Genomic DNA, 22702 nt, shown 5'->3' on the forward strand with positions numbered 1-22702 from the left:
GCCGAGGCCGCGCGCACCATGGCACAGGAGGGGGTCAAGAGGCTGCCGGTCGTGGACGACGCCGGGCTGCTGGCGGGCATCGTCAGCCGCGCCGATCTGCTCAAGGTCTTCCTGCGCTACGACGACGACATCGCCGAGGAGGTCCGGCACGAGATCGTGGCGTACCTCTTCCCGCCGCCCGCCTCAGTCATCCAGGTGGAAGTGCACGACGGAGTCGTCACGCTGACGGGCCGGATCCGCGACACCGCCCTGGTCCCGGTGGCCGCGCACCTGGTGCGGGCCGTGGAGGGCGTGGTGGACGTGCAGTTCGACCTCGCACCCGCCTGCCACGGAGTGACCGGGGCCAGCCGGCCCTAGCCACGGACCTTCACGGAGCGGAACCCGATCCGGGTGTTCCTGCTGCCGCCCGGGCCGGCGAGCCTGTCGCCGCGCGAACGAAGCCGGGAGTCCAGCGCCGGGTCCAGGCGGCGGTCCTCGCGTCCGACCTGGAGCCGCGGAACTCCAGAGCCCCGGGGCACGATGATCGCGCAGCCGCCCATCAGATCGGCCGCCGTCTCGCCGCGCGCCTTGCTGTGCCGCCGCAGCTCCCGGAGCCCGCCGACCCGCCCGGGCCGGTCACCGGAGACGATTCCCACCACACGATGCTTACGTCCACCACCGGGACCGCTCCGACGTGCTCACGCGCGAGCAGTGGGACGACAAGGTACGACGGGCTCCCAGGGAGCCCGTCGGTGTGTCAGCCGCCGTGCCTGATCTCGATGTGTTTGGCCTCCGCCTTCTCGGAGCCCAGGCCCACGCTGACGGTCAGCATGCCGTCCTTGTAGTCGGCCGTGACGTCGTCCTCGTCGGCGCCGGGCGGCAGGGTCACGCTGCGGCTCATCGCGCCGTACCGGATCTCGCTGTGGTTCTTGTCCGCGTCCCGTTCGGTGCGCTCGGCCTTGACCGTGAGAACCCCGTCGCCGATGACGACGTCGATGTCCTCGGCAGACATGCCCGGAAGCTCGGCGCGCATGACGTAACGGTCGTTCTCTGTGTAGTCCTCGATACGGAACGAGGGCATCGCGAACCTGCTCGGAATGGTCTCGAACCAGTCGGGCATGTCCGGGAAGGGGATCCTCTGCCTGCGGGTGAGTGTGCCCATGGCCGTACCTCCTCGGTCTTCTCCTGCCTCCAGTCCAGCACGCCCCGGGTTCCCGTGCTGAGGCCGAACAGCCCCCGTCATGGGTCCTCAAAGTCCCTTTTACCCCTGTCGGGCGCGCTCAGACTGGTGACGGGGGAACGACCACACACGGCGGCGATCACCATGTCCGACGTCACGACCACCGACCTCTACGAAGTGACCATGGCTCTTTCCTACCTGCGGGAGGGCATGCGGGCACCGGCCACCTTCAGCCTGTTCGTGCGTGATCTCCCGCCCGGCCGGGGCTTCCTGGTCGCCGCAGGTCTGGAGCCCGCCCTGGACTTCCTGGCCGGATACCGCGTCGAACGGGAGGACGTCGAGGAGTTCGCGGCGGCCCTGCACCGCCCGGTGCGGGACCTGGAACCGCTCCTCGGCCTGGCCTTCGAGGGCGAGGTGCGCGCCGTGCCCGAGGGGCACACGGTGTGCGCCGGGGAGCCGTTGCTGGAGGTGACGGCACCGCTGCCGCAGGCCCAGCTCGTCGAGACGTACCTGCTGAACCAGGTGTGTCACCAGACGGTGGTGGCGTCGAAGGCGGCACGCTGTGTGCTGGCCGCGGGCGGGCGGCACGTGGTGGACTTCTCCCTGCGCCGCACGCACGGCCCGTGGGCCGGTCTGCAGGCGGCCCGCCTCGGTGCTCTGGTCGGCTTCGCCGGCACGAGCAACGTCGCCGCGGCGACGGCCCTGGGCCTTCCCGCATCGGGCACCATGGCGCACTCCTACATCGAGACGTTCCGCGACGAGGAGGAGGCCTTCCGGGCCTTCGCGCGCTGCCATCCCGGCCCCGTCACCTTCCTCGTGGACACGTACGACACCGAGGCGGGCGTCCGCATCGCGGCCCGGGTCCTGAACGACCTGCGGCGCGGCCCCGGCTGTGCGATCCGCCTGGACAGCGGCGACCTCGACACCCTCGCGCGCCGGTCGCGGGCCCTCCTGGACGCCGCCGGGCTGACCGACGTACGGATCGTGGCCAGCGGCGGACTGGACGAGTACGGCGTGGCCCGGCTGGTGGGCTCCGGCGCCCCGATCGACGTGTACGCCGTGGGCACGCGGGTCGGCGTGGCCGCGGACGCCCCCTACCTGGACGCGGCGTACAAACTCGTGGAGTACGACGGCCGGCCCGTGATGAAGCTGTCCTCGGCGAAGGTCACGTCCCCCGGCCGCAAGCAGGTCCACCGGCGTGCCGGACACCCGGATGTCATCGCCCTGGCCGGGGAGGAACCGCCGGACTCGGCGCGTCCGCTGCTGCACACGGTCATGTCCGGCGGCCGGCGGACGGGCCCGCCGGACCGCTGGCAGGACGCGCGCGAGCGCTTCCGCGAGGACATCGCCGGTCTGCCGGCCTCCGCCCGTCGGATCGAGGACCCCGAACCGGTCCGGGCGACCCGCTCACGGGCGCTGGACGAACTGACCATGAAGGTACGCGTGGACATCGGGGCCCGGATCCTCTCGCCCGACACGACGGCCCGGACCGCCGGGTGACTCCGGGGGCGGCTGAGGCCGACCCGCCCGAGGCGGGGACCAACGGCCCCTGGCAGCAGGTGCGGCGCGCGACTTGCATGGGACCGGATGGCGGCGTCAGGACCGTGGCACGGGCAGGCGGCGGCACATCCCGCGCCACCGAGCCACCGCGCCACCGCGGCAAGGAGGCGAGGACCATGATCACGCCCGAACGGGGACAGCGAACCGACCGGGTCGCGCCGCCGGCACGCCCCGGCGAGAGCGCCGCCCCCATGCGCGCCCGCGTCGGCGACGAGATCGTCGTCCGCGGCACCACGGCCGGTGCAGTCACCCGGGACGGCGAGGTCGTCGGCGTCCACCATCCCGCCGCGGCCCACGGGCTGTCCGCGGCCGCCGGGCCGGAGACTGGAGGCGATCATGTCCTCGCCGAGTGAGCGCCGGCCGATCGTGGTCGGTGTGGAGGCCGATCCCACCCGGCGCACGGCGCTGGCCTGGGCGGCCGACGAGGCGGCCCGCCGAGGAGTGCCGCTCCGGCCGGTCCGCGCCGAGGGCGTGCCGACCAGGGGGCAACGGGGGCCGGACGTCCCGCCGTCCTGGCAGGAGTGGAACGAGGGGCTGCACCGGAGCGGAAAGCAACTCCTCGCCGAGGCCGTGGACTTCGTCGCGGCCCGGCATCCCGCGGTCGAGGTGGACGCCGTACTCGCCGAAGGCGACCCCGTGTGGGTGCTGGGCGAGGAGAGCCGCACCGCCACGGCCGTCGTGCTGGGCTCGGAACACCTCAGCCGAACCCAGGAGGTGTTCGGCTCCGCCGCGGTCGCCCTGCCCCTGATGGCCCGGGCGCACTGCCCGGTCGTGGTCGTCCCGGAAGCGGAACACGTTCCCGAGGAGGCGGCGTTCTATGTCGTCGGCGTCGACGGCAGCGAGCACTCGGCCGCCGCCGTGGACCTGGCCTTCGAGGAGGCTTCCCTGCGCGGCGCCGAGGTGCGGGCCCTGTACGTGTGGCAGCCGGGACCGCTGAGGATCTTCGACGAGCACGGAGCCCAGCAGGAGTGCCGGCGACTGCTCTCGGAGACCGTGGCGGGCCGCAACACCCGCTACCCGGACGTGGAGCTGCGGCACGAACTGGTCGTCGGGCATCCGGTCCAGGCGCTCACCGAAGCCTCCGCCCACGCACTGGGCCTGGTGGTGGGCACACGAGGGCACGGCGGCTTCACGGGGATGCTGCTGGGCTCGGTCAGTCAGGGAGTGCTGCACTACGCCCAGTGCCCTGTCCTCGTCGTTCCGCCTGCGCGGGCCTGAACGTAGGCGCACCTGGCGTGGTGCAGCACCGTACGCCCCACGCGCCCCGGTTCGAGTGCGCCCCGTCCGGGGAGACGGCGGGACATTGGGCCCTGTGGCAGCGGTCGTCGTCCGCGGAGCCCGGCACGAGGGGCCCACCGGCCCCCGGGTCGGGCCCGGGCGGCCCTGCCCCGGACAGCGAGCGCCATCCAGGCTGGAGACAGGACCCGGTATGCCGTCCCGGATCCAGGTGCGGCTCGTCACCGCGGGCGACGGCCGGGCCCGCGACCCCAGGGAGGCCATCGTGATCACGCCACCCCTCGCCACGCCCGACATCACCGCCCTCGTGGCCGATGCCACGGCGGCCCCCTCACTGCACAACGCCCAGCCCTGGAGGTTCCACTACCGGCGCGACAGCGGGATCCTGCGCCTCTACGCCGACCTGGAGCGCGCCCTGCCGCACACGGATCCCGACAACCGCGGCCTGTACCTCGGCTGCGGCGCGGCGCTTCTCAACCTGCGCGTGGCCGTCGCCGCGGCCGGCCGGGATCCGGTGGTCCGGCTGCTGCCCGATCCGGCCGATCCGGCGCTGCTGGCCGAACTGGGCCTCGGCGGCCCGGCCCGTCCCGACGAGGCACTCGCCGCACTGCGGCCGGCGATCCGCCGCCGGCACTCCAGCCGTCATCCCTACCGCGAGGAGGAGATACCGGGCGTGCTGAAGGACCGGTTGCGCGAGGCGGCCCGCGCCGAGGGAGCGGAACTGCTCTTCCCGGGGCCCTGGCATGTGGCGCTGCTGCTGGAGCTGGTGGGGGATGCAGAGGGCCGGGAGGCCGTGGATCCCGGTGTACGGAGTGAGACGGCACGCTGGACCAGAACGGAACCGACGGGCGGCGCCGAGGCCTCGGACGGCATCCCGGCCGAGGCGTTGGGGCCCCGCAGCCGCCGGACCGCCGCTGGTGTACGCGATTTCGCCGCGGGACGCGCAGTGCCCGGTCGCAGCTGGGCGGCCTTCGAACGCCACCCCCAGATCGCCCTGCTCGGCACCGCCCACGACCGGCCGGTGGACTGGTTGTGCGCGGGTCAGGCGCTGGAGCGGGTCCTGCTGCGGGCCACGACGGACGGGCTGGTCGCCTCGCTGACGTCCCAGCCCCTGGAATGGGGCGCGTTGCGGTGGGCGGTCCGTGACCCCGTCTCGGCCATGGCTCACGTGCAGATGGTCATCCGGCTCGGCTACGGGCCCGAAGGCCGTCCGAGTCCCCGCCGGCCCGTCGCCGACGTGCTGGACGTCGTATGAGACGGCGACGCCCACGGGCGTCGGACCCGGGGGAGAGGCCGGGTGAAGGTGTCCGAGGTGATGACCGCTCCCGCGGTGGCCGTACCACGGAACCGACCGCGACACAGCGGTGCGCGGGCTCGGCGGGGGGGCTGCCACCGACCACGGCGGTCGGAGCGGTGATGTCGGCGGGGGTGGTCGCGGTCGACGCCGCGGACGACGCCCAGGCGGCCTGTCGCACCTTCCGCCGCATCGGCGTACGCCGCCTGCCGGTGCTGGACGGAGACCTCCTGGTGGGCGTGGTGACGCTCGACGACCTCCTGCTGGACCGGGACGACGGTGCTCCAGGAGCGCACGAGCGGGTTACCGGCTGGGCGGACCGCAGGAGGCACCACCCACCCCGGCGGGCTCGTGGTCCTGCAGGACGGGGCCCCGGTCAGCAGGTCGCTGCCCGAGGGAGCGGGTCACTGCTGCTCAGCGCGCACGATCACCACCGGGCAGCTCGCGTGCTGCGAGACATGCTGGCTGACCGAGCCGAGCAGGGCGGCGGCGAACCCGCCCCTGCCCCGGCTGCCGACGACGAGGAGTTCCGCTCCCTCGGCGGCCCGCAGCAGCACGTCGGCGGCATTGCCGTGCACCACATGGCTGCGGACCGAGCCGCTCGCGTCCGCGCCGAGCACGTCGGTCAGCTCCTTGTGCATCCGCTGCCGGGTCTCCTCCTCGTCGAGGTCCATGTCCACGGCGGGCGCCGACCACCCGTACAGCCCCGGCAGCTCCCACACCGCGACCGCGTCCACGGTGGCGCCGACGAGGCCCGCGTACCGGACGGCCCAGCGCAGGGCCTCGTACGAGGACGGCGATCCGTCGACACCGACGACCACCCGGGGCCCGGAGGCATCCCTGTCCATGTGTCCCACCTCTCCTACGGCTCTCCCACCCCGTCGATCGGCCCCGTTCGTTTCCACGCTGCACGCGCTCCCGCCATCTCGCCAGGGCAACGCGACCGGGGCGCTGCGGTCGGCGCAGCCGGCGGGCTTCGATGCCCCGCGTTGTGCCGTCCGAGGGCGATCCTCCGAGAAAAGGACGATGATGTCTGAGGGGTGAGTGCTCATGCAGGCGAACGTCGTCGACGTACTGCTCCTCATGTCGCGGGAAGAGCCATGAGCAAGGGGGCGCCGGCCCGGCCGCGGGCCGAGGCGGCGGGCTGCGGTTCCCGGCTGCCGTCGCGCAGGACGGCGCGGACCGCCGTCGTGCGCAGGGCCTCGTCGACGAAGGGCGACTGGATGCTGTTGCCCGGGGGCTCCTGGCGGCACGTCGAGACGATCAGAGTGCGCAGTCTGTTCGGCTGAGAGCGGAGCGGCGTGCGCCACCGGTGCTCACGTCTGCTGGGGCACGATCGCGACCGGACACTGAGCGTGATGCAGCAGCGTGTGGCCCACCCGGCCGAGCTGGAGGCCGAGGTGTCCCGTCCGGCGGCGGGTACCGATGACCACGAGATCCGCGGCCGCCGACCGGTTCACCAGGACCTTGCTCGCGGGACCCTCGAGCACCGAGCGGTGGGTCCGCACGCGCGGATACTCGGCGATCGGCTCACGGAGCGCCGCATCGAGCAGCGCGGCGGCCGACGCGTCGGCCGGCTCTTCCGCCCGGCTCCGCTCACCGCCCGCCTCGAAGGCAGGGTGGCGCCAGGCACGTACGACGTCCAGGATGCTGCCCCGCACGTCGGCCTCACGGAAGGCGAACCGAAGGGCCTCGGAGCCCGTGTCCGCGTCCCCGAGGCCGAGCAGGATCCGTCCGTGCGTACCGGTCAGACCCGCCCGATCACCTCGGACCACGACCACGGGGCAGTGTGCCCGGGCCGCGACGGCCAGACCGACCGAGCCGAGCAGCAGTTCCTTGAGCCGGCCGCGCCCGCGTGAGCCCGTCACCACCGCGAAGGCGGCGTCGCCCTCGCGCACGAGAGCGGTCGCGGCGTCCTCCGGGACGACCTCGGTGGTGACCTTCACATCGGGGTTGTGCCGCTCGGCGCGCTCGGCCGCGCAGGCCACGATGTGCTTGGCCGGCACCCGCTCGGAGGGACGACCGATGCCGGTCCCCGGCAGCGCGCCCTCGTAACGCTCCCAGAGGGAGCCGTGGACGAACCGCAGCGGCACGCCGTGCCGGACGGCTTCGTCCACGGCCCAGTCGACCGCGAGCAGACACGAGTCCGATCCGTCCACGCCCACCACCAGAGGAGGTGCCATCGTCCCCACCGCCTTTCCCGGGCTGCCGGCGAGTCCCGCGACACACAGGGGGCCCAACCTCACGTTGCATCCGCTCCGGGCGGGGCACGAGGGCCCTTCGGCTCTTTCCGTGCGTCAGGGCGGCGGTCAGTCGCGGCGCAGTGCGGCGAGTGTCGCGGCGAGGTCCGCCGGGCGGGGGCGGTTGTGCGGCAGCCTGCCCAGTACGGCGGCCATGCCGCAGGTGTCGGTGAGCGCGGAGAGGACGAGACCGCCCGCGATGCCGGCCGAGAGGATCTGGAAGGCCGGATGCACCAGCAGGCCGAGGAGCAGGCCCACAAGTACGACCGTGCCCGCCGTGAAGCGCACCTGTCGCTCCATGCTCCAGCCGGCCCGGGTGTCGCAGGCGGCCGGCCGGTGCAGTTCGTGTCCTCCGCCGGCCCAGGCACGGGTGCCGCCGGTGAGGCTGGCCGTCGGGATGCCCTCCTGGGCCAGCAGCCTGCACGCGTTCTCCGAGCGGGCGCCGGAGGCGCACACCACGAGGACGTCGCCGCGTCCGGCGGCATGCCGTATCTCGGGCAGCGCGCGCCGGACCTGGTCCAGAGGGATGTTGAGGGCACCGGGGAGGTGGCCGGAGGCGTACTCGCCGGGGGTGCGCACGTCGATGACGGTGAGGTCGTCCAGCCGGGCGCGGGCCTGCTCGGTGTCGACGATGAGGGGGGTGGTGGTCATGGCAGATGTGATCCTTGATGGTCGCCGCCGTCCCTGACCGGGACGTACAGTACCCCTAGGGGTATTTTTTCCGAGGAGTGATCGTGGAACTGGAGCTTGAGGGCGCGTCCCTGAGATCCGTGCTGAACCGGCTGCGGCGTGCGCAGGGCCAGATCGCCGGCGTGATCCGGATGATCGAGGAGGGGCGGGACTGCGAGGACGTCATCACGCAGCTGGCCGCCGCCTCACGGGCACTCGACCGGGCCGGGTTCGCGATCATCGCCACCGGCCTGCAGCAGTGCGTGGCCGACATCGAATCGGGCCGCAAGAACGGTGAGGACACGGAGGCGATGCGCGCGCGGCTGGAGAAGCTGTTCCTCTCGCTCGCGTAGGGCATGCGGGGCAGCGGGCGCCACAGCCGCGCGAGCGCGGTCGCTCGCTCATCCCACCACCGCGTCGACCAGCATGAAGCCCGCCACCGCCAGCAGGACGACAGCGAAGACCCGCTGCAGGGTGTGCCCGGACAGCTTCGCCGACAGGCGCTTGCCGTCCCAGGCGCCCAGGATCGCCGCCCCGGCGAACGGCCCGATGACGGACCAGTCGAGGCCGTCGGCCGTACCGGCGCGCATCGCCAGGGCGGCCAGCGAGTTGACGGTGATGACGAGCAGGCTGGTGCCCACGGCCGCCCGCATCCGCATGCCGAGGACGCCGACCAGCGCGGGGACCGCGAGGAAGCCGCCGCCCACGCCGAGCACGCCGGTGACCGCGCCCAGACCGGCACCGGCGGCCGCCGCCCGGCCCGGCCGTACCCGGACGGCGCTGTCCGCGTCCGGGCGGGGCCTGAGCATGCGTACCGCGGCGGCGGCCGCCACCACGGCGAAGGCCACGGTCAGCGCCGCCGCCGGCAGACGCCCGGCGAGCGCGCCGCCCAGCATGGCCGGGCCGATCCCGGCCGCCGCGAACAGCAGCCCCGTACGCCAGCGGACGTGCCCGTCGCGGGCGTGCGCGGACAGGGCGGTGGCGGAGGTGACGCTGACGATCACCAGGCTGGCCGTGGTGGCCGCGACCGGGGTGAAGCCGAGCAGATAGATCAGGGCGGGTACGGCCAGCACACTGCCGCCGCCGCCCAGGGCGCCGAGCGCCAGGCCGATGACGGCCCCGGCGATCAGCGCGAGGAGCACAGCGCTCACGCGACGGTCCCGTTCCCGCCTCGCGTGTCCACGACCGGCAGTCCCGCCCGGGCCCACTCCTGCATGCCGCCCATGACGTCGACGGCCTCGACGCCCCTGGCCCGCAGCAGTTCGGCGGCCCGCTGGGAGCGACGGCCCGAGCGGCAGATCACGATGACCGGCCCCGCCTGCGCCTCGGCGGGAAGCCCGGCACCGGCGGCGAGTGCGGCGAGGGTCAGGTGCACGGCGCCGGGGGCGTGTCCGGCCTGCCACTCGTCGGCTTCGCGTATGTCGAGCAACACGGAGGTCGCGCTGTTCCCGGCCGCCCGCGCGTGCACGGTGCGGACGGCGGCCTCCCGCACGGTCACCCGCGCCGGGCCGCCCTGGCCGCGTTGGAAGAGGCTCATCCTGGTCCTGTTCGTCATCTTCGCCTTCTTCGACTTCTCGGTTGTGATGCCTGGCGGCGGACGCCGTCAGGCGGTGCGGACGGTGAGCCCGGCCCTCTCGGCCGAGTCGAAGCGGTCGTCGACCGCGACGACGTCACGGCCGGCCGCGTCCAGCAGGGAGGCGGCGATGGCGGCGCGCACGCCGCCGGCGCAGTGCACCCACACCTGACCGCCGGGGACCTCGTGGAGGCGGTCGCGCAGGGTGTGCACGGGGATGTGGACCGAGCCCGCGACATGGCCCGACGCCCGCTCCGAGTCCCGGCGGACGTCCAGCACGACGATGCCGTCCCCGGGGTGCTCCGCGAGGTCGGCGAACGTGGCCCGCGGGAAGGAGGCGAGAGCCTCGCCCTCCCGTGCCCAGCGCGAGGGCTCCCCGACGCCCGCGGCGGCCGGGCGGTCGATGCCGACCCGGGCCAACTCGCGCTGGGCAGCGGCCAGTTGCCCGGCGGACTCGGCGAGCAGGGTCACCGGCTTGCCCCACGGGACCAGCCAGGCCAGGTAGGTGGCGAGCTGTCCCTCGGCCTCGAAGTTGAACGAACCGGCGACGTGCCCTTCGGCGAAGGCGATCCGGTTGCGCAGGTCGACCACCCACTCCCCGGCGGCGAGCCGGCCGGCGATCTCGTCGGCGTCCGCGAGGGCGGGCGGGGTCAGGTCGAGGGGCGCGGGCCCCGCGGCGTTGGCCGGGCCCATGTGGGCGTAGTACGCGGGAACGTCGTCCAGACCGGCGAGCAGGTCGGCGACGAAGCCGTCCACGTCCCGGGTCAGGGCGGTGTTGGACGCCTTCTCCTTGCCGATCGTGGTGGACACGCCCTCCGCCCGGCCCGCCGAGCAGAAGCTGCCGAAGCCGTGCGTGGGCAGCACGGTGGCCTCGTCGGGCAGTTCAGTGGCCAGGCGGTGCGCGGAGGCGTGCTGGGCCCGGGCGAGGTCTTCCGTCAACCGTGGTTCGACCAGGTCGGGCCGGCCGACGGTGCCGATCAGCAGGGAGCCGCCGGTGAACACGGCGACGGCCGTGCCGTTCTCCTCCAGCGCGTAGGAGGTGTGGTGCGGGGTGTGGCCGGGCGTCGCTATCGCGCGCAGCACCAGTCCGGCGCCGGCGTCGATCTCGTGGTGGTCGCCGTCGTCCACCGGTACGCGCTCGTACGAGACCCGGGCCGCTGCGGGGACGAGGTAGGCGGCGCCCGTGATGCGGGCCAGCTCCAGTCCGCCGGTGACGTAGTCGTTGTGGAGGTGGGTCTCGACGACGTGGGATATCCGCACCCCGCGCCGTGCGGCGGCGGCGATCACCCGGTCGATGTCACGAGGCGGGTCGACCACCACGGCCGTCCGTTCGCCGCCCGCCAGATAGCTGCGGTTGCCGAGCCCGGCCACCTCGATCGTGTCGACGAAGAACACGGGAACTCCTTTCCAGTTACCCCCCGGGGTATACTACGACGGTAGCATGAGTACCCCGGGGGGTATTTTGGGGGTGTGGGAAAGCCCCTGAGACACCGGCCGACCGCACCGCCGTACAGGCCCTCGACCCGGGCCCGCGCAGCGCGAGCCGTGCGGACGCCGTCCCCCCAGAGGGGTTCGTATTACCCCAGTCGGAGCTGGTCACCCGGCCGGTGCCGAGCGGCGGACGGACGCTGTACGGGGTGGAGGGACGCCGTACGGGCGGCGGACCTCAGCCCCAGCCGGGCCGAAGGGACGCCTTGCGGGCGGGCGTGGCCCGAACGGCCCTGTCCGGTACCCGGCGGTCCGCCCGAGGGTGGGTGCTGTGCCCGCCCGGGTACAGCTCACGCCCGATCGCCGTCCGATCCGGAAGGAACCCCGATGTCCGTCGACACGCAGCAGACGCCCGCAGGGCTCACGGACGAGGAGCTCGCCACGCTGGACGCACACTGGCGCGCCGCGAACTACCTCTCCGTCGGCCAGATCTACCTCATGGCCAACCCCTTGCTGACCGAACCGCTGCGCCCCGAGCACGTCAAGCCGCGCCTGCTCGGCCACTGGGGCACCTCACCCGGCCTCAACCTCGTGCACACCCACCTCAACCGCCTCATCAGGGCCCGCGGCCTGAACGCCCTGTGCATCTGGGGACCGGGTCACGGGGGCCCCGCCGTCCTGGCCAACTCCTGGCTGGAGGGGTCGTACACGGAGACCTATCCGGACGTCACCCGGGACGCGGCGGGCATGGCCCGGCTGTTCAAGCAGTTCTCCTTCCCCGGCGGCGTACCGAGCCACGTCGCGCCGGAGACGCCGGGCTCGATCCACGAGGGAGGCGAACTCGGCTACTCCCTCTCGCACGCCTACGGCGCCGCACTGGACAACCCGGACCTGCTGGTCGCCTGCGTGATCGGCGACGGCGAGGCGGAGACCGGGCCGCTGGCCGCGTCCTGGCACTCCAACAAGTTCCTCGACCCGGTCGACGACGGCGCCGTCCTGCCGGTCCTGCACCTCAACGGCTACAAGATCGCCAATCCGACCGTGCTGTCCCGGCTCCCCGAGACGGAACTCGACGACCTGCTCAGGGGCTACGGCCACGAGCCGATCCATGTCACCGGCGACGACCCGGCGGCCGTACACCGCGCGATGGCCGGGGCCATGGACACCGCCGTCGACCGCATCACCGCCCTGCAGCGGGCCGCCCGGGAGGACGGGGCCACGGACCGGCCCCGCTGGCCGGTGATCGTGCTGCGCACCCCGAAGGGCTGGACCGGCCCGGCCGAGGTCGACGGGCTGCCGGTGGAGGGCACCTGGCGCTCCCACCAGGTGCCGCTCGCCGCCGTCCGGGACAACCCCGAGCACCTGCGGCAGCTGGAGCAGTGGCTCCGGTCGTACCGTCCCGAGGAACTGTTCGACGAGCACGGCGTCCCGCGCCCGGACGTGCTCGCCTGCATCCCCGAGGGGGCCCGGCGGCTCGGGGCCACCCCGCACGCCAACGGCGGACTCCTGGTGCGCGAGCTGCCCCTGCCGCCCCTGGAGAAGTACGCCGTGCAGGTCGACAAGCCCGGCGCCACCCTGCACGAGCCGACCCGTGTCCTCGGCGACCTGCTCCGGGACGTCATGGCGGCCACCGCCGACCGCCGTGACTTCCGCCTGGTCGGCCCCGACGAGACCGCCTCCAACCGGCTGCAGGCCGTCTACGGCGCCAGCGGCAAGGCCTGGCAGGCCGCGACCCTCCCGGTCGACGAGCACCTCGACCGGCACGGGCGGGTCATGGAGATCCTCTCCGAACACACCTGCCAGGGCTGGCTGGAGGGCTACCTCCTCACCGGCCGGCACGGGCTGTTCTCCTGCTACGAGGCGTTCGTGCACATCGTCGACTCGATGGTCAACCAGCACATCAAATGGCTGCGCACCACGCGCCGCCTGCCCTGGCGCGCCCCCATCGCCTCCCTCAACTACCTGCTCACCTCGCACGTGTGGCGGCAGGACCACAACGGCTTCTCCCACCAGGATCCCGGCTTCGTCGACCACATCCTCAACAAGAGCCCCGAGGCGGTGCGGGTCTACCTGCCGCCGGACACCAACACCCTGCTGTCGGTGGCCGACCACGTGCTGCGCAGCCGCGACTACGTCAACGTCGTCGTCGCCGGCAAACAGCCCTGCTTCGACTGGCTGCCGATGGAAGAGGCCACGGTGCACTGCGCGCGCGGCGCGGGCATCTGGGAGTGGGCCGGCACCGAGGACGGTACCCGCGAGCCCGACGTGGTCCTGGGCTGCGCGGGCGACGTGCCCACACAGGAGGTGCTGGCGGCGGCCCAGTTGCTGCGCAGGGAACTGCCCGAGCTGGTGGTGCGTGTGGTGAACGTCGTCGACATCGCCCGGCTGTTGCCGAGCGAGGAACACCCGCACGGGATGAGCGACTTCGAGTACGACGGACTCTTCACCGCCGACAAGCCCGTCATCTTCGCCTACCACGGCTATCCGTGGCTGATCCACCGCCTCGCCTACCGCCGCACCGGGCACCGCCACCTGCACGTGCGCGGCTACAAGGAGATCGGCACCACCACGACGCCGTTCGACATGGTGGTTCGCAACGACCTGGACCGCTACCGCCTCGTGATGGACGTGATCGACCGCGTCCCCGGTCTGGCGGTGCGGGCGGCCGCCGTGCGTCAGCGGATGGCGGACGCCCGGCAGCGCCACCAGGTATGGATCCGCGAGCACGGCATGGACCTGCCCGAGGTGGCCGACTGGGCGTGGGACGGCTGAACCGGTCCGGGACCCCGGTGTGCCCCCGCCCCGGACCGTGGCGGGGGCGGATTCACAGGTGCGCCGTGTGGTCGGGGACGTACGTCTGCAGATCGCGCGGCGGCCGTTCGTAGCCGCTGGACGGCGGCCGCTCCGGCAGCTCCAGCACCGGTGGCGGCACCTCGTGGTAGGGGACGGACGACAGCAGGTGGGCCATCATGTTCAGCCGGGCACGCCGCTTGTCGTCGCTCTCCACGACGTACCAGGGCGCCTCGGCGATGTCGGTGTGCACCATCATCTCGTCCTTCGCCCGGGAGTACGCCTCCCAACGGGTGATCGACTCCAGGTCCATCGGCGACAGCTTCCAGCGCCGCAGCGGATCCTGCAGCCGGCGCTGGAAGCGCTCCTGCTGTACGGCGTCGCTCACCGAGAACCAGTACTTGCGCAGCAGGATCCCGTCCTCGACCAGCATCCGCTCGAAGATCGGGCACTGGCGCAGGAACAGCTGGTGCTCTTCCTTGGTGCAGAAGCCCATGACGCGCTCGACGCCGGCCCGGTTGTACCAGGACCGGTCGAAGAGCACGATCTCCCCGGCGGCCGGCAGATGCTCGACGTACCGCTGGAAGTACCACTGGGTGCGCTCGCGCTCCGTCGGCTTGGGCAGCGCCACGATCCGGGCGACACGGGGGTTGAGATACTGGGTGACCCGCTGGATGGCGCCGCCCTTGCCGGCCGCGTCCCGCCCCTCGAAGACGACGACCAGCCGGGCGCCCTCGGCGCGCACCCACTCCTGCAGCTTGACCAACTCGATCTGCAGCCGCAGCAGTTCGGCCTCGTACGTCTTGCGAGAGAGCGTCGCCGCGTTCTTGTCCGTCATACGGTCATTCTCTCCCGGCCCGCCTGCCTCCGCGGGGCGGTCGGGCCGGGTGTTCCGGCGTCCCCGGGCGGCCCGGACCACGCGGTCGAGCCGTACGGCCGGGCCGCCCGGGGCCCGCGGCTCACATCGCGACGGGCTGCGGCCGGGGCGCGGTGAGGCGTCCCGTCCGGGCGAGGGCGGCGACCGCCGCGGCGCAGGCCGTCCCGGTCGCCGTAAGAGCCGCCCAGGTCAGCCAGGCGGCGTCATGGCGTCCGGCGAGGTCCCACAGCGCCCCGGTCCCGAGGTTGCCCAGGGTGATGCCGAGTCCGGAGACGGTGTTGTAGAGGCCATAGTGCGTGGCGACCAGGCGGTTGCCGGACAGGGCGACGACCGTGTCCATCTCGAAGGGATAGACGATCGCGGATCCGGCCGCCAGCAGCACCACGGCCACGACCAGGGACACGAGTACGGCCGCTGTGGAGCCGCGCGGGCTGAGGGCGAGCGGCACGAACGCGAGCCCCATGGCCGACAGCCCGCGTACCAGGGCCTCACTGGGCTGCCAGCGGTCCTTGGCCCAGCCGGTGAGCCTTAGCTGGCCCACGACGGAGACCGCGGCCGAAACGACGAACAGTCCGCTGGTGACCGCGGTCCCCTGGGCGCCGAGGGCCTCGGACGCGGCGAGCGGCAGCGCGAGATAGACCTGGAAGGCCAGGACGTACGAGCCGGTCATCGCGGCGGAGAAGAGGAGGAACGGACGGTTGGCCACGACGCCCCGCCACTGCGCCGGCACACTGTCCCGCCCGCTGTCCCTCGTCTCTCGGTGACGTGCGGGCAGCGCGCGCCACTGCAGCAGGGTGAGGACGGCGAAGACGGCGGCGGCGACCGTGCACACGAGCCGGAAGTCGGCGGCCAGCAGGACCAATCCCACCAGCGGGCCGAGCAGCATGCCCGCCTGGTAGTAGACGTTGAAGGTGGCGAAGGCGTCCACGCGCCGTTCGCCCGCCTCGTCGGCGAGGTAGGCGCGGACCGCCGGGTTGAACAGGGCGCCGGCGAAGCCCGTGGCGGCAGAGGCCACGACGAGTGCGGGCAGGCTGCCGACCCAGCCGAGCAGGCCGAAGCCCAGGGTGCGCAGCAGGCACCCCGCCATGATCGGGGCCTTGTAGCCGAGGCGGTCGGCGAGGGTGCCGCCGATGAGGAACAGGCCCTGCTGGGAGAAGTTGCGCACGCCCAGCACGAGCCCGACGGCCCAGGCGGCGAGGCCGAGTCCGTCGGACAGGTGGGTGGCCAGGTAGGGCATGAGCATGTAGAAGGCGAGGTTGATGCCGAACTGGTTGGCCATCAGCAGCCTCGCCGCGGGCGGGAAGGAACGGGTCTGCCGCCACAGCTGCTTCATCGGGTCGCTCCCGCCAGGTCGTGGCGTTCGTCGCCGGTGAGGGGGTCGGTGACGTGGGTGCAGCGGGTCCAGCGGGTGACGGTGCGCTCCCGGGTGTGGGTGATCTCGTCCGGGTCGTCGGCCGGCGGGGCGCCCAGGAGTCCGTGGCGGCGGCAGTAGGCGTCGTCGAAGACCGTGCCCACGTAGCGTTGCGGGCCGTCGGGGAAGACGGCGACGATCCGGTTCTCCGCGGGCAGGATGCGGGCCAGCCAGCGTGCGACGAGGGCGACGGCGCCGACGCTCCAGCCACCGCCCGCGTAGTGGCGGCGGGCCAGGTGCCGGGCGGCCCACACGGCCTCGGGGGCGGCGACCCAGTGCACCTCGTCGAAGAGGCCGTAGGCGACGTTGCGGGGGTGGATGCTGGAGCCCAGGCCGCGCATGAGGCGGGATGCGGCGGGCTGGCCGAAGATCGTCGAACCGGTGGCGTCGACCCCGACGATCCGCAGGCGGGGGAAGAAGCCGCGCAGCACGGAACCGATGCCGGCCGAGTGGCCGCCGGTGCCGACGGAGACCACCAGGGTGTCGGCGCGGCCCAGCTGGGCGACGAGTTCGTGGGCGAGCGGGGCGTAGGCGACGACGTTGTCCGGGTTGTTGTACTGGTCCGGGCACCATGCGCCCCGATGGACGGCGAGCAGCTCCTCGACGCGCTGTCGGCGGGCCTGCTGCCAGCCGCCTTGCGGATGGGGCGTGGTGACGACGTCGACCCGCGCCCCGTACGCGGAGAGCAGGCCCGTCATCAACGGCTCGATGCCGGGATCGGTGACGACGGTGACCGGATGGCCGTATGTCGCACCGGCCAGGGCCAGGCCGAGCCCGAGGGTGCCCGAGGTCGATTCGATGATCCGGGCACCGGGCCGGAGCCGGCCTCGCTCACGAGCGGCTCGGACCATGTACAGGGCGCTGCGGTCCTTGATGCCGCCCGGGTTGTGACCTTCGAGCTTGGCCCAGAAGCCGCGGCCGGCGGCGGTGAAGGGTTCGCCGATCCAGAGGACGGGGGTGTCACCGACGAGGCCGGCCGGTGTGTGCAGAGGGTGCCTGGCGTCGGCCGGCGAATGGTCCGCAGGCATCGGGCGTGCGGTGTGTGGGGGCTGGTTCATGGCGTGCTTCTCCTGCGACCGGCGCCGGGTCCGGCGGCCGGCCGATGGTGGGAACGGGGGCGGAGTCGATCGGTCGCCGTGGGCTCACGTCGTGTGGAACACGGCGAGGTGCCGATCAGGTCCGCCACACGCCCAGAAGCGCACGCCCATGTCCTGCGGAGGACTCGGCGGGGACAGCGGGGGAGTGGTGATGTGCCGACGAGGGGGCGGCCGCGGCGGGGCCGGGAGGATCGGGCAGCACGAGGTCGGGGAGCGGCGGTCCGGTCGGACGGGGGTGACGCGGCGGCTGTACGGTCGGCTCGTCCAGGGCGCAGCAGTGAGCATCCTCGTCGGACGCGGGTGTGCCCTGCCCGGCTGTGCTCTCGCCGGCTGTGCTCTGCTCGTCCGTGCCCTGCCCGTATGCGCTCCGCCCGGCGGTGCCCGGCCCGGACGTGGTGTCCCGATGCCAGTCGGCGGGCCGCGGTCCGTGGCTGCCGGGCGCCACCTGCGACAAGGCGTCGGTGCGCAGGGCCTCGGCTGCCGCAGGACCGTGACAGCAGCCGAGCAGATGCAGGAGCGTGGCCAGCAACACGACGACCACCGCTCCGGCCCGCGGCACGGAGCGGCCGCTTCGGGTGATGACCGACCCAGCACGCACGAACGCACAGCGTAGTTGGCCGTGTGCGCAAAGTCCTGATCGGAAAGCCCGGGGCTTCCCCGTGCTGTCCGGCGGCGGAGCCGCGCTGGTTCCGGTGCTGCCGGGCCTGGGCGGGACCGACTCGCCCGCCGTCCGGGAGACGGATTTGGTGCCGGCGTCCACCACATCGGGTGAATCCGGGCTCCGGGCGTGCCTCGTGCTCGAGGCGGTCGGCGCCCCGGGAGCGTCCTGCCCACGGCGCGCGCAGCGGTCACGGCGGGCCGTACGACGCGCGAGCGCGAGCAAAGCACGATAGAAGTGGGGTATGGGGTCGGCGTGGCGAGGCCGGCCGTCCCGGGCGGCCCGTGACCCCCGTGGCGTTCGCCCGGGGCCATGCGGTCCGAGCGGGCGGAACGGGTGGTGAACCGTCGTGGTCGATTCCACACCGCTCGGCGCAGCCCCCGATCCCGCGGACGCGGCCACGGCGGTCGTCGATGCTCACGGGATCGTGACGGCATGGAGTGCGGGTGCCGAGCGGCTGCTCGGCTACGCCCGTCAGGAGGCCGTCGGGAGCCCCGTCACCCGGCTGATCGTCTCGGACGCGGCCCTCGGGGACCGCTCTGACACCGCCCTGCACGGGTACGGCACGACGACCTTGCTCCGGCACCGCGACGGCCGGCACATGGCGGTCCACGTGCACGCGTACCCGTCGGTCGACGCCGAAGGCCGCGCCCAGCAGCTCCTCGTGGTCGCACCAGCGCACCGGCCGGGACCGGAGCCGGTGTCGGCGGAGGAGGCGTTCGCGCAGTGCCGGCTGCCCGTGATGGTCTACGACTCGGCGCTGCGGGCCGTCCGCGCCAGTGCCGGCGCCGTGCGTGAACTCGGCCTGAACGAGGGGCAGATGTACGGTCAGCGGGTCACCGACATCCTGCCGCCCCACATCTGCCGCACCGTCGAGGACGGCATGCACCGCGTGCTCATGACGGGCGAGGCCGAACGGTTCCACGTGCGGGGCAGGGCCCGGCCGGAAGCACACGAAAGGGTCTGGTCCATCACGGTCTCCCCGCTCACGACCACGGCAGGGCGGGTCGGGTGCCTGGAGCTCTCCGCGCTCGACGTCACCGAACAGCACCTGGCGCGGGAGCGGCTCACCCTGCTGAACGACATCAGCGCACAGGTCGGCAGCACCCTGGACGTGATGCGCACGGCCCAGGAGATGGCCGACGTCGCGGTGGGCCGGCTCGCCGACTTCATCACCATCGACCTGCTCGACTCCCTGTTCCGAGGAGTCGAACCGAGGCCCTCCACGACGGGCAGGGTCCCCCTGCGCCGCGCGGCGCACCAGTCCGTCCTGCCCGGCGTACCCGAGTCGCTGGTCAAGCCGGGAACCGTGGACGACTACCCGGAGGACTCACCTCCCATCCGCTGCCTGGCCACCGGCCGAGCCTCGCTGCACCGCATGGAGGACCCGACCGTCAGGGACTGGGAGCAGGCGGATCCCGAGCGGGCGGGCGTGGTCCGGAAGTTCGGCATGCACTCCCTGCTGATCGTTCCCCTGCGCGCCCGCGGCATCACCCTCGGCATCGCGGTCCTCGTCCGCCACCGGCGCGAGGAGCCCTTCACCGAGGACGACCTGCTCCTGGCCGAGGAGATCGCCGCGCGGGCCGCCGTGGCCGTGGACAACGCCCGCCGCTACACCCTCGAACGCGGCACCGTCCTGGCCCTGCAGCGCAGCCTTCTCCCGCGCCGGATCGCCGCCCAGGCAGCGGTCGAGGCCGCACATCGCTATCTTCCGGCCCGCACCCGGGCGGGACTGGGCGGCGACTGGTTCGATGTGATCCCCCTGTCGGGCGCCAGGGTGGCGCTGGTCGTGGGCGACGTGGTGGGTCACGGGCTGCGGGCGTCGGCCACGATGGGGCGGCTGCGGACCGCGGTGCGCACCCTGGCCGACGTCGACCTTCCCGCCGACGAACTCCTCACCCATCTCGACGACCTCGTCACCCACCTGGCGGCCGAGGAGGACGGCCCCACGGAGCGCGAGCCCGCCCTCGAGGCCTCCACCGGCCTCGTCGCCACGTGCCTGTACCTGGTCTACGACCCGGTGGCGCGCCGCTGCACGGCAGCCAGCGCCGGCCACCCGCCGCCCGCGGTCGTCACGCCGGCCGGCTCGGCGGAGTTCGCCGGCATTCCTCCCGGCCCTCCGCTGGGTGTGGGTGGGCTGCCCTTCGAGCCCTTCGAGTGGGAACTGCCGCCGGGCAGCCTTCTCGCGCTGTACACGGACGGCCTCGTCCAGGGCGCCGATCGCGATCTGGGCAGGGGCCTGGCGCTGCTGCGCCGATGCCTCGACCGGACCGACTCCCGGTCGCTGGAAGCGCTGTGCGACGACCTGATCCACCGTCTGCTGCCCGAACAGCCCGAGGACGACGTGGCTCTGCTCGTCGCCCGTACCCGAGCCCTCGACGCGGGCCGGATCGCCGCCTGGGACCTGCCCTCCGACCCGGCCGCGGTGGCCGACGCCCGGGCGCACGTGCTCGCCCGGCTGGACGCCTGGGAGCTGGACGAGGTGGCGTTCACCGCCGAACTCGTGGTCAGCGAACTCGTCACGAACGCGATCCGCTACGGGCAACCGCCCATCCAACTGCGTCTGATCCGTGAGGTGGCACTCATCTGCGAGGTGTCCGACGGCAGCGGCACCGCCCCCCATCTGCGGCGGGCCCGCACCTTCGACGAGGGCGGCCGCGGCCTGCTGCTCGTCGCCCAGCTCGCCCGGCGCTGGGGTACGCGCCACCTCGCCCAGGGGAAGACCATCTGGGCGGAGATCGAACTTCCCACCGCGGCACATGACGGCACCGGCCTCGTGGAGTGAGTGCCTGAACCTCCCGTGCGTTCAAGACGTCCGGCCCGCTCTCGCGCTCACCGCCGCTGCCACTGCCGCCATGCTGACCACCGGACTGCTCTCCTGGCCCGGTGTCGGGCGGGCGGCGGCCGCTCCTGCCGCCTTCGTCCACCCGGGCGTCACCGTCTCGCGTGCTCAACTCGACTTCGCACGCAGCAAGGTTCTGGCGGGCGCCCAGCCCTGGAAGGCCGCCTACGACCAGATGATGGCCGGCCGGTACGCAAGCCTCGGCCGCACCCCCGAACCCCGTGCCGTCGTCGAGTGCGGCCCCTACTCCGACCCCGACCACGGCTGCACGGACGAACGCGAGGACGCCATCGCGGCGTACACCGACGCCCTCGCCTGGTACATCACCCGTGACGAGCGGTACGCGAGAAAGGCGATCGAGCTGATGGACGCCTGGTCCGCCACGCTCACGGACCACACCGACAGCAACGCGCCACTCCAGACCGCCTGGGCGGAGCCTCCTGGGCCAAGGCCGCCGAGCTCATCAAGTCCTGCCCAAAATCATCAACGGCTGCCATTCCAACGGGAACTGGGAGCTGACGATGATGGAGGCGGCTGTCGGCATCTCGGTCTTCCTCGAGGACAAGGCCTCCTACGACTCGGCCATGGCCCGCTTCCGCACCCGCACCGCCGCCTACGTGTACCTCTCCTCCGACGGCGACCTGCCGAAGACCGTGCCGAGCCAGAACCTGAACACCCGGGGCAAGATCGTCTCGTACTGGCAGGGCCAGTCCACCTTCGTGACCGGACTCACCCAGGAGACCTGCCGCGACTTCGTGCACACCGGATACGGCATCTCCGCCATCTCGCACGTCGCCGAGACCAGCCGGATCCAGGGGCAGGACCTCTACGGCACCGACGTCGGGGAACGGCTGCGGCAGGCGCTCGGCTTCCAGTCCCGGTACGAGCTGGGCGCACCGGTCCCGAGCTGGCTGTGCGGCGGATCCGTCAGGCGAGGGCTCGGCCCCGTCACCGAGGTCGGCTACAACGCCCTGCACAACCGACGGGGCATCGCCATGACCAACACCCAGACCCTGACCGAGCGGAACCGCCCGGCCGGCACCGACAACCTCTTCGTGGCGTGGGAGACGCTCACCAGCGGTGACAATCCCAACTGACCGTGGAATCAAGCCGCAACGGCGAGCCGACAACCTCGGCCCGCAACAGAATGCCCCGACCGGTTCGCCTACGGGACGAGGCTGGTGCGGATGAGACGGAACGCGGCCGCCGGATCCGGGGCACGCGTCACCGCTCGCCCCACGACGACATGCGACGCGCCGGCGGCGATCGCGGCACGCGGTGTTCCAGGGCGGACATGTTCGGCCGGAGAGCCACCGGGCAGGGTGACTCCCGGGGTGACGATCAGGGGATCGGCCCCCAGCGCGCTCCGCAGGGCCGCGACCTCCCGGGGCGAGGCGATCAGACCGTGACAGCCGGCCTTGCCCGCCAGCCGGGCCAGTCTGAGCACCTGCTCCTCGGCCGAGTCCGCGATCCCGATGTCGGTGAGGTCCTCGTCGGTCATGCTGGTCACCACGGTCAGCGCGAGGACCCGCAGTCCGGGGAAGGCACGGGCGGCGTCGACGGCGGCGGTCATGATGCGCGGGCCGCCCATGCCGTGCACCGTCACCATGGAGACGCCCAGCGCTCCCGCGGCACGGACCGCGCCGGCGACCGAGTGGGGGATCTCGAAGAGCTTGAGATCCAGGAACACCTCCTTGCCCTGTGCGACCAGGCCCTTGACGAGGTCGGGGCCGGCCACGGTGAGCAGTTCCAGGCCGACCTTGTAGAAACGGCACTCGCCGCCCAGCTGATCGACGATGCCTTCGGCCGTGGCCCGGTCGTCGCAGTCCAGGGCGACGATGATCTGATGGCGCGTATCCACGGAGCCA

The 22702-nt window shown here is 73.0% G+C and carries 22 protein-coding genes and 2 pseudogenes; 11 read left to right on the top strand and 13 right to left on the bottom strand.

The features are described 5' to 3' along the window. Positions 1-357: BON domain-containing protein (locus ACWDEN_RS25255; RefSeq protein ID WP_450860192.1), on the top strand; the 357-nt coding region annotated here is incomplete at its 5' end. Here the strand turns inward: ACWDEN_RS25255 and ACWDEN_RS25260 are convergent. Further along, positions 354-635 carry a hypothetical protein gene (locus ACWDEN_RS25260; protein ID WP_450860193.1) on the bottom strand — a complete coding sequence of 94 codons (282 nt, stop codon included), beginning with the start codon at positions 633-635 and terminating at the stop codon, positions 354-356. The two genes, ACWDEN_RS25255 and ACWDEN_RS25260, sit on opposite strands and share 4 nt — an antisense overlap. Before the next feature lie 101 nt (positions 636-736). After that, positions 737-1141: an Hsp20/alpha crystallin family protein gene (locus ACWDEN_RS25265; protein WP_351621861.1), complete on the bottom strand. Its 405-nt coding sequence runs from the start codon at positions 1139-1141 to the stop codon at positions 737-739. 162 nt (positions 1142-1303) lie between these two features. Here ACWDEN_RS25265 and ACWDEN_RS25270 point away from each other — a divergent pair, with 162 nt between their 5' ends. The 5 genes and pseudogenes from ACWDEN_RS25270 to ACWDEN_RS25290 form a co-directional block, all read left to right on the top strand. Further along, entirely contained in the window at positions 1304-2659 is a 1356-nt protein-coding gene (locus tag ACWDEN_RS25270) for a nicotinate phosphoribosyltransferase (RefSeq protein ID WP_450860194.1), read from the top strand. Between the two features lie 176 nt (positions 2660-2835). Beyond that, a complete protein-coding gene (locus tag ACWDEN_RS25275) occupies positions 2836-3072 on the top strand; it encodes a DUF1918 domain-containing protein (protein ID WP_450860195.1) in 237 nt (78 codons plus the stop codon). Next, a complete protein-coding gene (locus tag ACWDEN_RS25280; RefSeq protein WP_450860196.1) occupies positions 3056-3937 on the top strand; it encodes a universal stress protein in 882 nt (293 codons plus the stop codon). The genes ACWDEN_RS25275 and ACWDEN_RS25280 overlap by 17 nt, the downstream gene beginning before the upstream one ends. A 283-nt stretch (positions 3938-4220) precedes the next feature. Beyond that, the gene (locus ACWDEN_RS25285; RefSeq protein ID WP_450860233.1) at positions 4221-5210 is read left to right on the top strand and encodes an Acg family FMN-binding oxidoreductase; all 990 of its coding nucleotides are present in this window, start codon (positions 4221-4223) and stop codon (positions 5208-5210) included. Positions 5211-5371: 161 nt separating this feature from the next. Next, positions 5372-5452, top strand: a pseudogene (locus tag ACWDEN_RS25290) (hypothetical protein); the annotation flags it as partial. 201 nt (positions 5453-5653) lie between these two features. Here ACWDEN_RS25290 and ACWDEN_RS25295 read toward each other — a convergent pair. Beyond that, a complete protein-coding gene (locus ACWDEN_RS25295; protein ID WP_351621875.1) occupies positions 5654-6097 on the bottom strand; it encodes a universal stress protein in 444 nt (147 codons plus the stop codon). A 252-nt stretch (positions 6098-6349) separates the two neighbouring features. Between ACWDEN_RS25295 and ACWDEN_RS25300 the strand changes: the two genes are divergently transcribed. Next, a complete protein-coding gene (locus ACWDEN_RS25300; protein ID WP_351621878.1) occupies positions 6350-6538 on the top strand; it encodes a hypothetical protein in 189 nt (62 codons plus the stop codon). Positions 6539-6565: 27 nt separating this feature from the next. On the opposite strand, the gene ACWDEN_RS25305 is transcribed toward ACWDEN_RS25300, so the two are convergent. Together ACWDEN_RS25305 and ACWDEN_RS25310 are read right to left on the bottom strand one after the other, a co-directional pair. Beyond that, positions 6566-7432, bottom strand: coding sequence for a universal stress protein (locus ACWDEN_RS25305; protein WP_450860197.1), 867 nt, complete (start codon positions 7430-7432; stop codon positions 6566-6568). 126 nt (positions 7433-7558) lie between these two features. Further along, on the bottom strand, positions 7559-8140 hold the full coding sequence (locus ACWDEN_RS25310) for a rhodanese-like domain-containing protein (RefSeq protein ID WP_450860198.1): 582 nt from the start codon (positions 8138-8140) through the stop codon (positions 7559-7561). Positions 8141-8223: 83 nt separating this feature from the next. On the opposite strand from ACWDEN_RS25310, the gene ACWDEN_RS25315 reads away from it, so the two are divergent. After that, positions 8224-8511 (top strand): metal-sensitive transcriptional regulator, encoded by a 288-nt coding sequence (locus ACWDEN_RS25315; protein ID WP_351621886.1) that lies wholly within the window; start codon positions 8224-8226, stop codon positions 8509-8511. 48 nt (positions 8512-8559) lie between these two features. Here ACWDEN_RS25315 and ACWDEN_RS25320 read toward each other — a convergent pair whose 3' ends face one another. The 3 genes from ACWDEN_RS25320 to ACWDEN_RS25330 all read right to left on the bottom strand — a co-directional run bounded on the left by ACWDEN_RS25320 (position 8560) and on the right by ACWDEN_RS25330 (position 11126). Beyond that, a complete protein-coding gene (locus tag ACWDEN_RS25320) occupies positions 8560-9309 on the bottom strand; it encodes a sulfite exporter TauE/SafE family protein (RefSeq protein ID WP_351621889.1) in 750 nt (249 codons plus the stop codon). Continuing rightward, positions 9306-9695, bottom strand: a complete 390-nt coding sequence (locus ACWDEN_RS25325) for a rhodanese-like domain-containing protein (RefSeq protein ID WP_450860234.1) — start codon at positions 9693-9695, stop codon at positions 9306-9308. Before ACWDEN_RS25325 ends, ACWDEN_RS25320 begins: the two co-directional genes overlap by 4 nt. Before the next feature lie 66 nt (positions 9696-9761). After that, on the bottom strand, positions 9762-11126 hold the full coding sequence (locus ACWDEN_RS25330) for an MBL fold metallo-hydrolase (protein ID WP_450860199.1): 1365 nt from the start codon (positions 11124-11126) through the stop codon (positions 9762-9764). 420 nt (positions 11127-11546) lie between these two features. Here ACWDEN_RS25330 and ACWDEN_RS25335 point away from each other — a divergent pair, with 420 nt between their 5' ends. After that, positions 11547-13931, top strand: a complete 2385-nt coding sequence (locus ACWDEN_RS25335; RefSeq protein WP_351621897.1) for a phosphoketolase family protein — start codon at positions 11547-11549, stop codon at positions 13929-13931. A gap of 52 nt (positions 13932-13983) precedes the next feature. Here the strand turns inward: ACWDEN_RS25335 and ppk2 are convergent, their stop codons facing one another. The 4 genes from ppk2 to ACWDEN_RS25355 form a co-directional block, all read right to left on the bottom strand. Then, positions 13984-14787, bottom strand: coding sequence for a polyphosphate kinase 2 (ppk2, locus tag ACWDEN_RS25340; protein ID WP_450860200.1), 804 nt, complete (start codon positions 14785-14787; stop codon positions 13984-13986). Positions 14788-14908: 121 nt separating this feature from the next. After that, positions 14909-16159 (bottom strand): MFS transporter, encoded by a 1251-nt coding sequence (locus ACWDEN_RS25345; protein WP_351602621.1) that lies wholly within the window; start codon positions 16157-16159, stop codon positions 14909-14911. Continuing rightward, entirely contained in the window at positions 16156-17295 is a 1140-nt protein-coding gene (locus ACWDEN_RS25350; protein ID WP_450860201.1) for a PLP-dependent cysteine synthase family protein, read from the bottom strand. Before ACWDEN_RS25350 ends, ACWDEN_RS25345 begins: the two co-directional genes overlap by 4 nt. A 115-nt stretch (positions 17296-17410) precedes the next feature. Beyond that, the gene (locus tag ACWDEN_RS25355; RefSeq protein WP_450860202.1) at positions 17411-17932 is read right to left on the bottom strand and encodes a hypothetical protein; all 522 of its coding nucleotides are present in this window, start codon (positions 17930-17932) and stop codon (positions 17411-17413) included. A 409-nt stretch (positions 17933-18341) separates the two neighbouring features. On the opposite strand from ACWDEN_RS25355, the gene ACWDEN_RS25360 reads away from it, so the two are divergent. Next, a complete protein-coding gene (locus ACWDEN_RS25360) occupies positions 18342-20777 on the top strand; it encodes a SpoIIE family protein phosphatase (RefSeq protein ID WP_450860203.1) in 2436 nt (811 codons plus the stop codon). 70 nt (positions 20778-20847) lie between these two features. Beyond that, positions 20848-21931: pseudogene (locus tag ACWDEN_RS25365) on the top strand (alginate lyase family protein). 68 nt (positions 21932-21999) lie between these two features. Here ACWDEN_RS25365 and pyrF read toward each other — a convergent pair. Further along, complete coding sequence (pyrF, locus tag ACWDEN_RS25370) at positions 22000-22695, bottom strand: orotidine-5'-phosphate decarboxylase (protein ID WP_450860204.1); 696 nt, start codon at positions 22693-22695, stop codon at positions 22000-22002. Between the last annotated feature and the right edge of the window lie 7 nt (positions 22696-22702).

The sequence above is a fragment of the Streptomyces sp. NPDC001153 genome (assembly GCF_053598315.1).

What these genes read in the sequence shown, in the direction of transcription:
- ACWDEN_RS25300 (WP_351621878.1), top strand. Translation starts at nt 6,350, where the DNA reads ATGAGCAAGGGGGCGCCGGCCCGGCCGCGGGCCGAGGCGGCGGGCTGC.
- ACWDEN_RS25305 (WP_450860197.1), bottom strand. Translation starts at nt 7,432, where the DNA reads ATGGCACCTCCTCTGGTGGTGGGCGTGGACGGATCGGACTCGTGTCTG.
- ACWDEN_RS25350 (WP_450860201.1), bottom strand. Translation starts at nt 17,295, where the DNA reads ATGAACCAGCCCCCACACACCGCACGCCCGATGCCTGCGGACCATTCG.
- ppk2 (WP_450860200.1), bottom strand. Translation starts at nt 14,787, where the DNA reads ATGACGGACAAGAACGCGGCGACGCTCTCTCGCAAGACGTACGAGGCC.
- ACWDEN_RS25270 (WP_450860194.1), top strand. Translation starts at nt 1,304, where the DNA reads ATGTCCGACGTCACGACCACCGACCTCTACGAAGTGACCATGGCTCTT.
- ACWDEN_RS25325 (WP_450860234.1), bottom strand. Translation starts at nt 9,695, where the DNA reads ATGAGCCTCTTCCAACGCGGCCAGGGCGGCCCGGCGCGGGTGACCGTG.
- ACWDEN_RS25275 (WP_450860195.1), top strand. Translation starts at nt 2,836, where the DNA reads ATGATCACGCCCGAACGGGGACAGCGAACCGACCGGGTCGCGCCGCCG.
- ACWDEN_RS25265 (WP_351621861.1), bottom strand. Translation starts at nt 1,141, where the DNA reads ATGGGCACACTCACCCGCAGGCAGAGGATCCCCTTCCCGGACATGCCC.
- ACWDEN_RS25310 (WP_450860198.1), bottom strand. Translation starts at nt 8,140, where the DNA reads ATGACCACCACCCCCCTCATCGTCGACACCGAGCAGGCCCGCGCCCGG.
- ACWDEN_RS25295 (WP_351621875.1), bottom strand. Translation starts at nt 6,097, where the DNA reads ATGGACAGGGATGCCTCCGGGCCCCGGGTGGTCGTCGGTGTCGACGGA.
- ACWDEN_RS25280 (WP_450860196.1), top strand. Translation starts at nt 3,056, where the DNA reads ATGTCCTCGCCGAGTGAGCGCCGGCCGATCGTGGTCGGTGTGGAGGCC.
- ACWDEN_RS25345 (WP_351602621.1), bottom strand. Translation starts at nt 16,159, where the DNA reads ATGAAGCAGCTGTGGCGGCAGACCCGTTCCTTCCCGCCCGCGGCGAGG.
- ACWDEN_RS25335 (WP_351621897.1), top strand. Translation starts at nt 11,547, where the DNA reads ATGTCCGTCGACACGCAGCAGACGCCCGCAGGGCTCACGGACGAGGAG.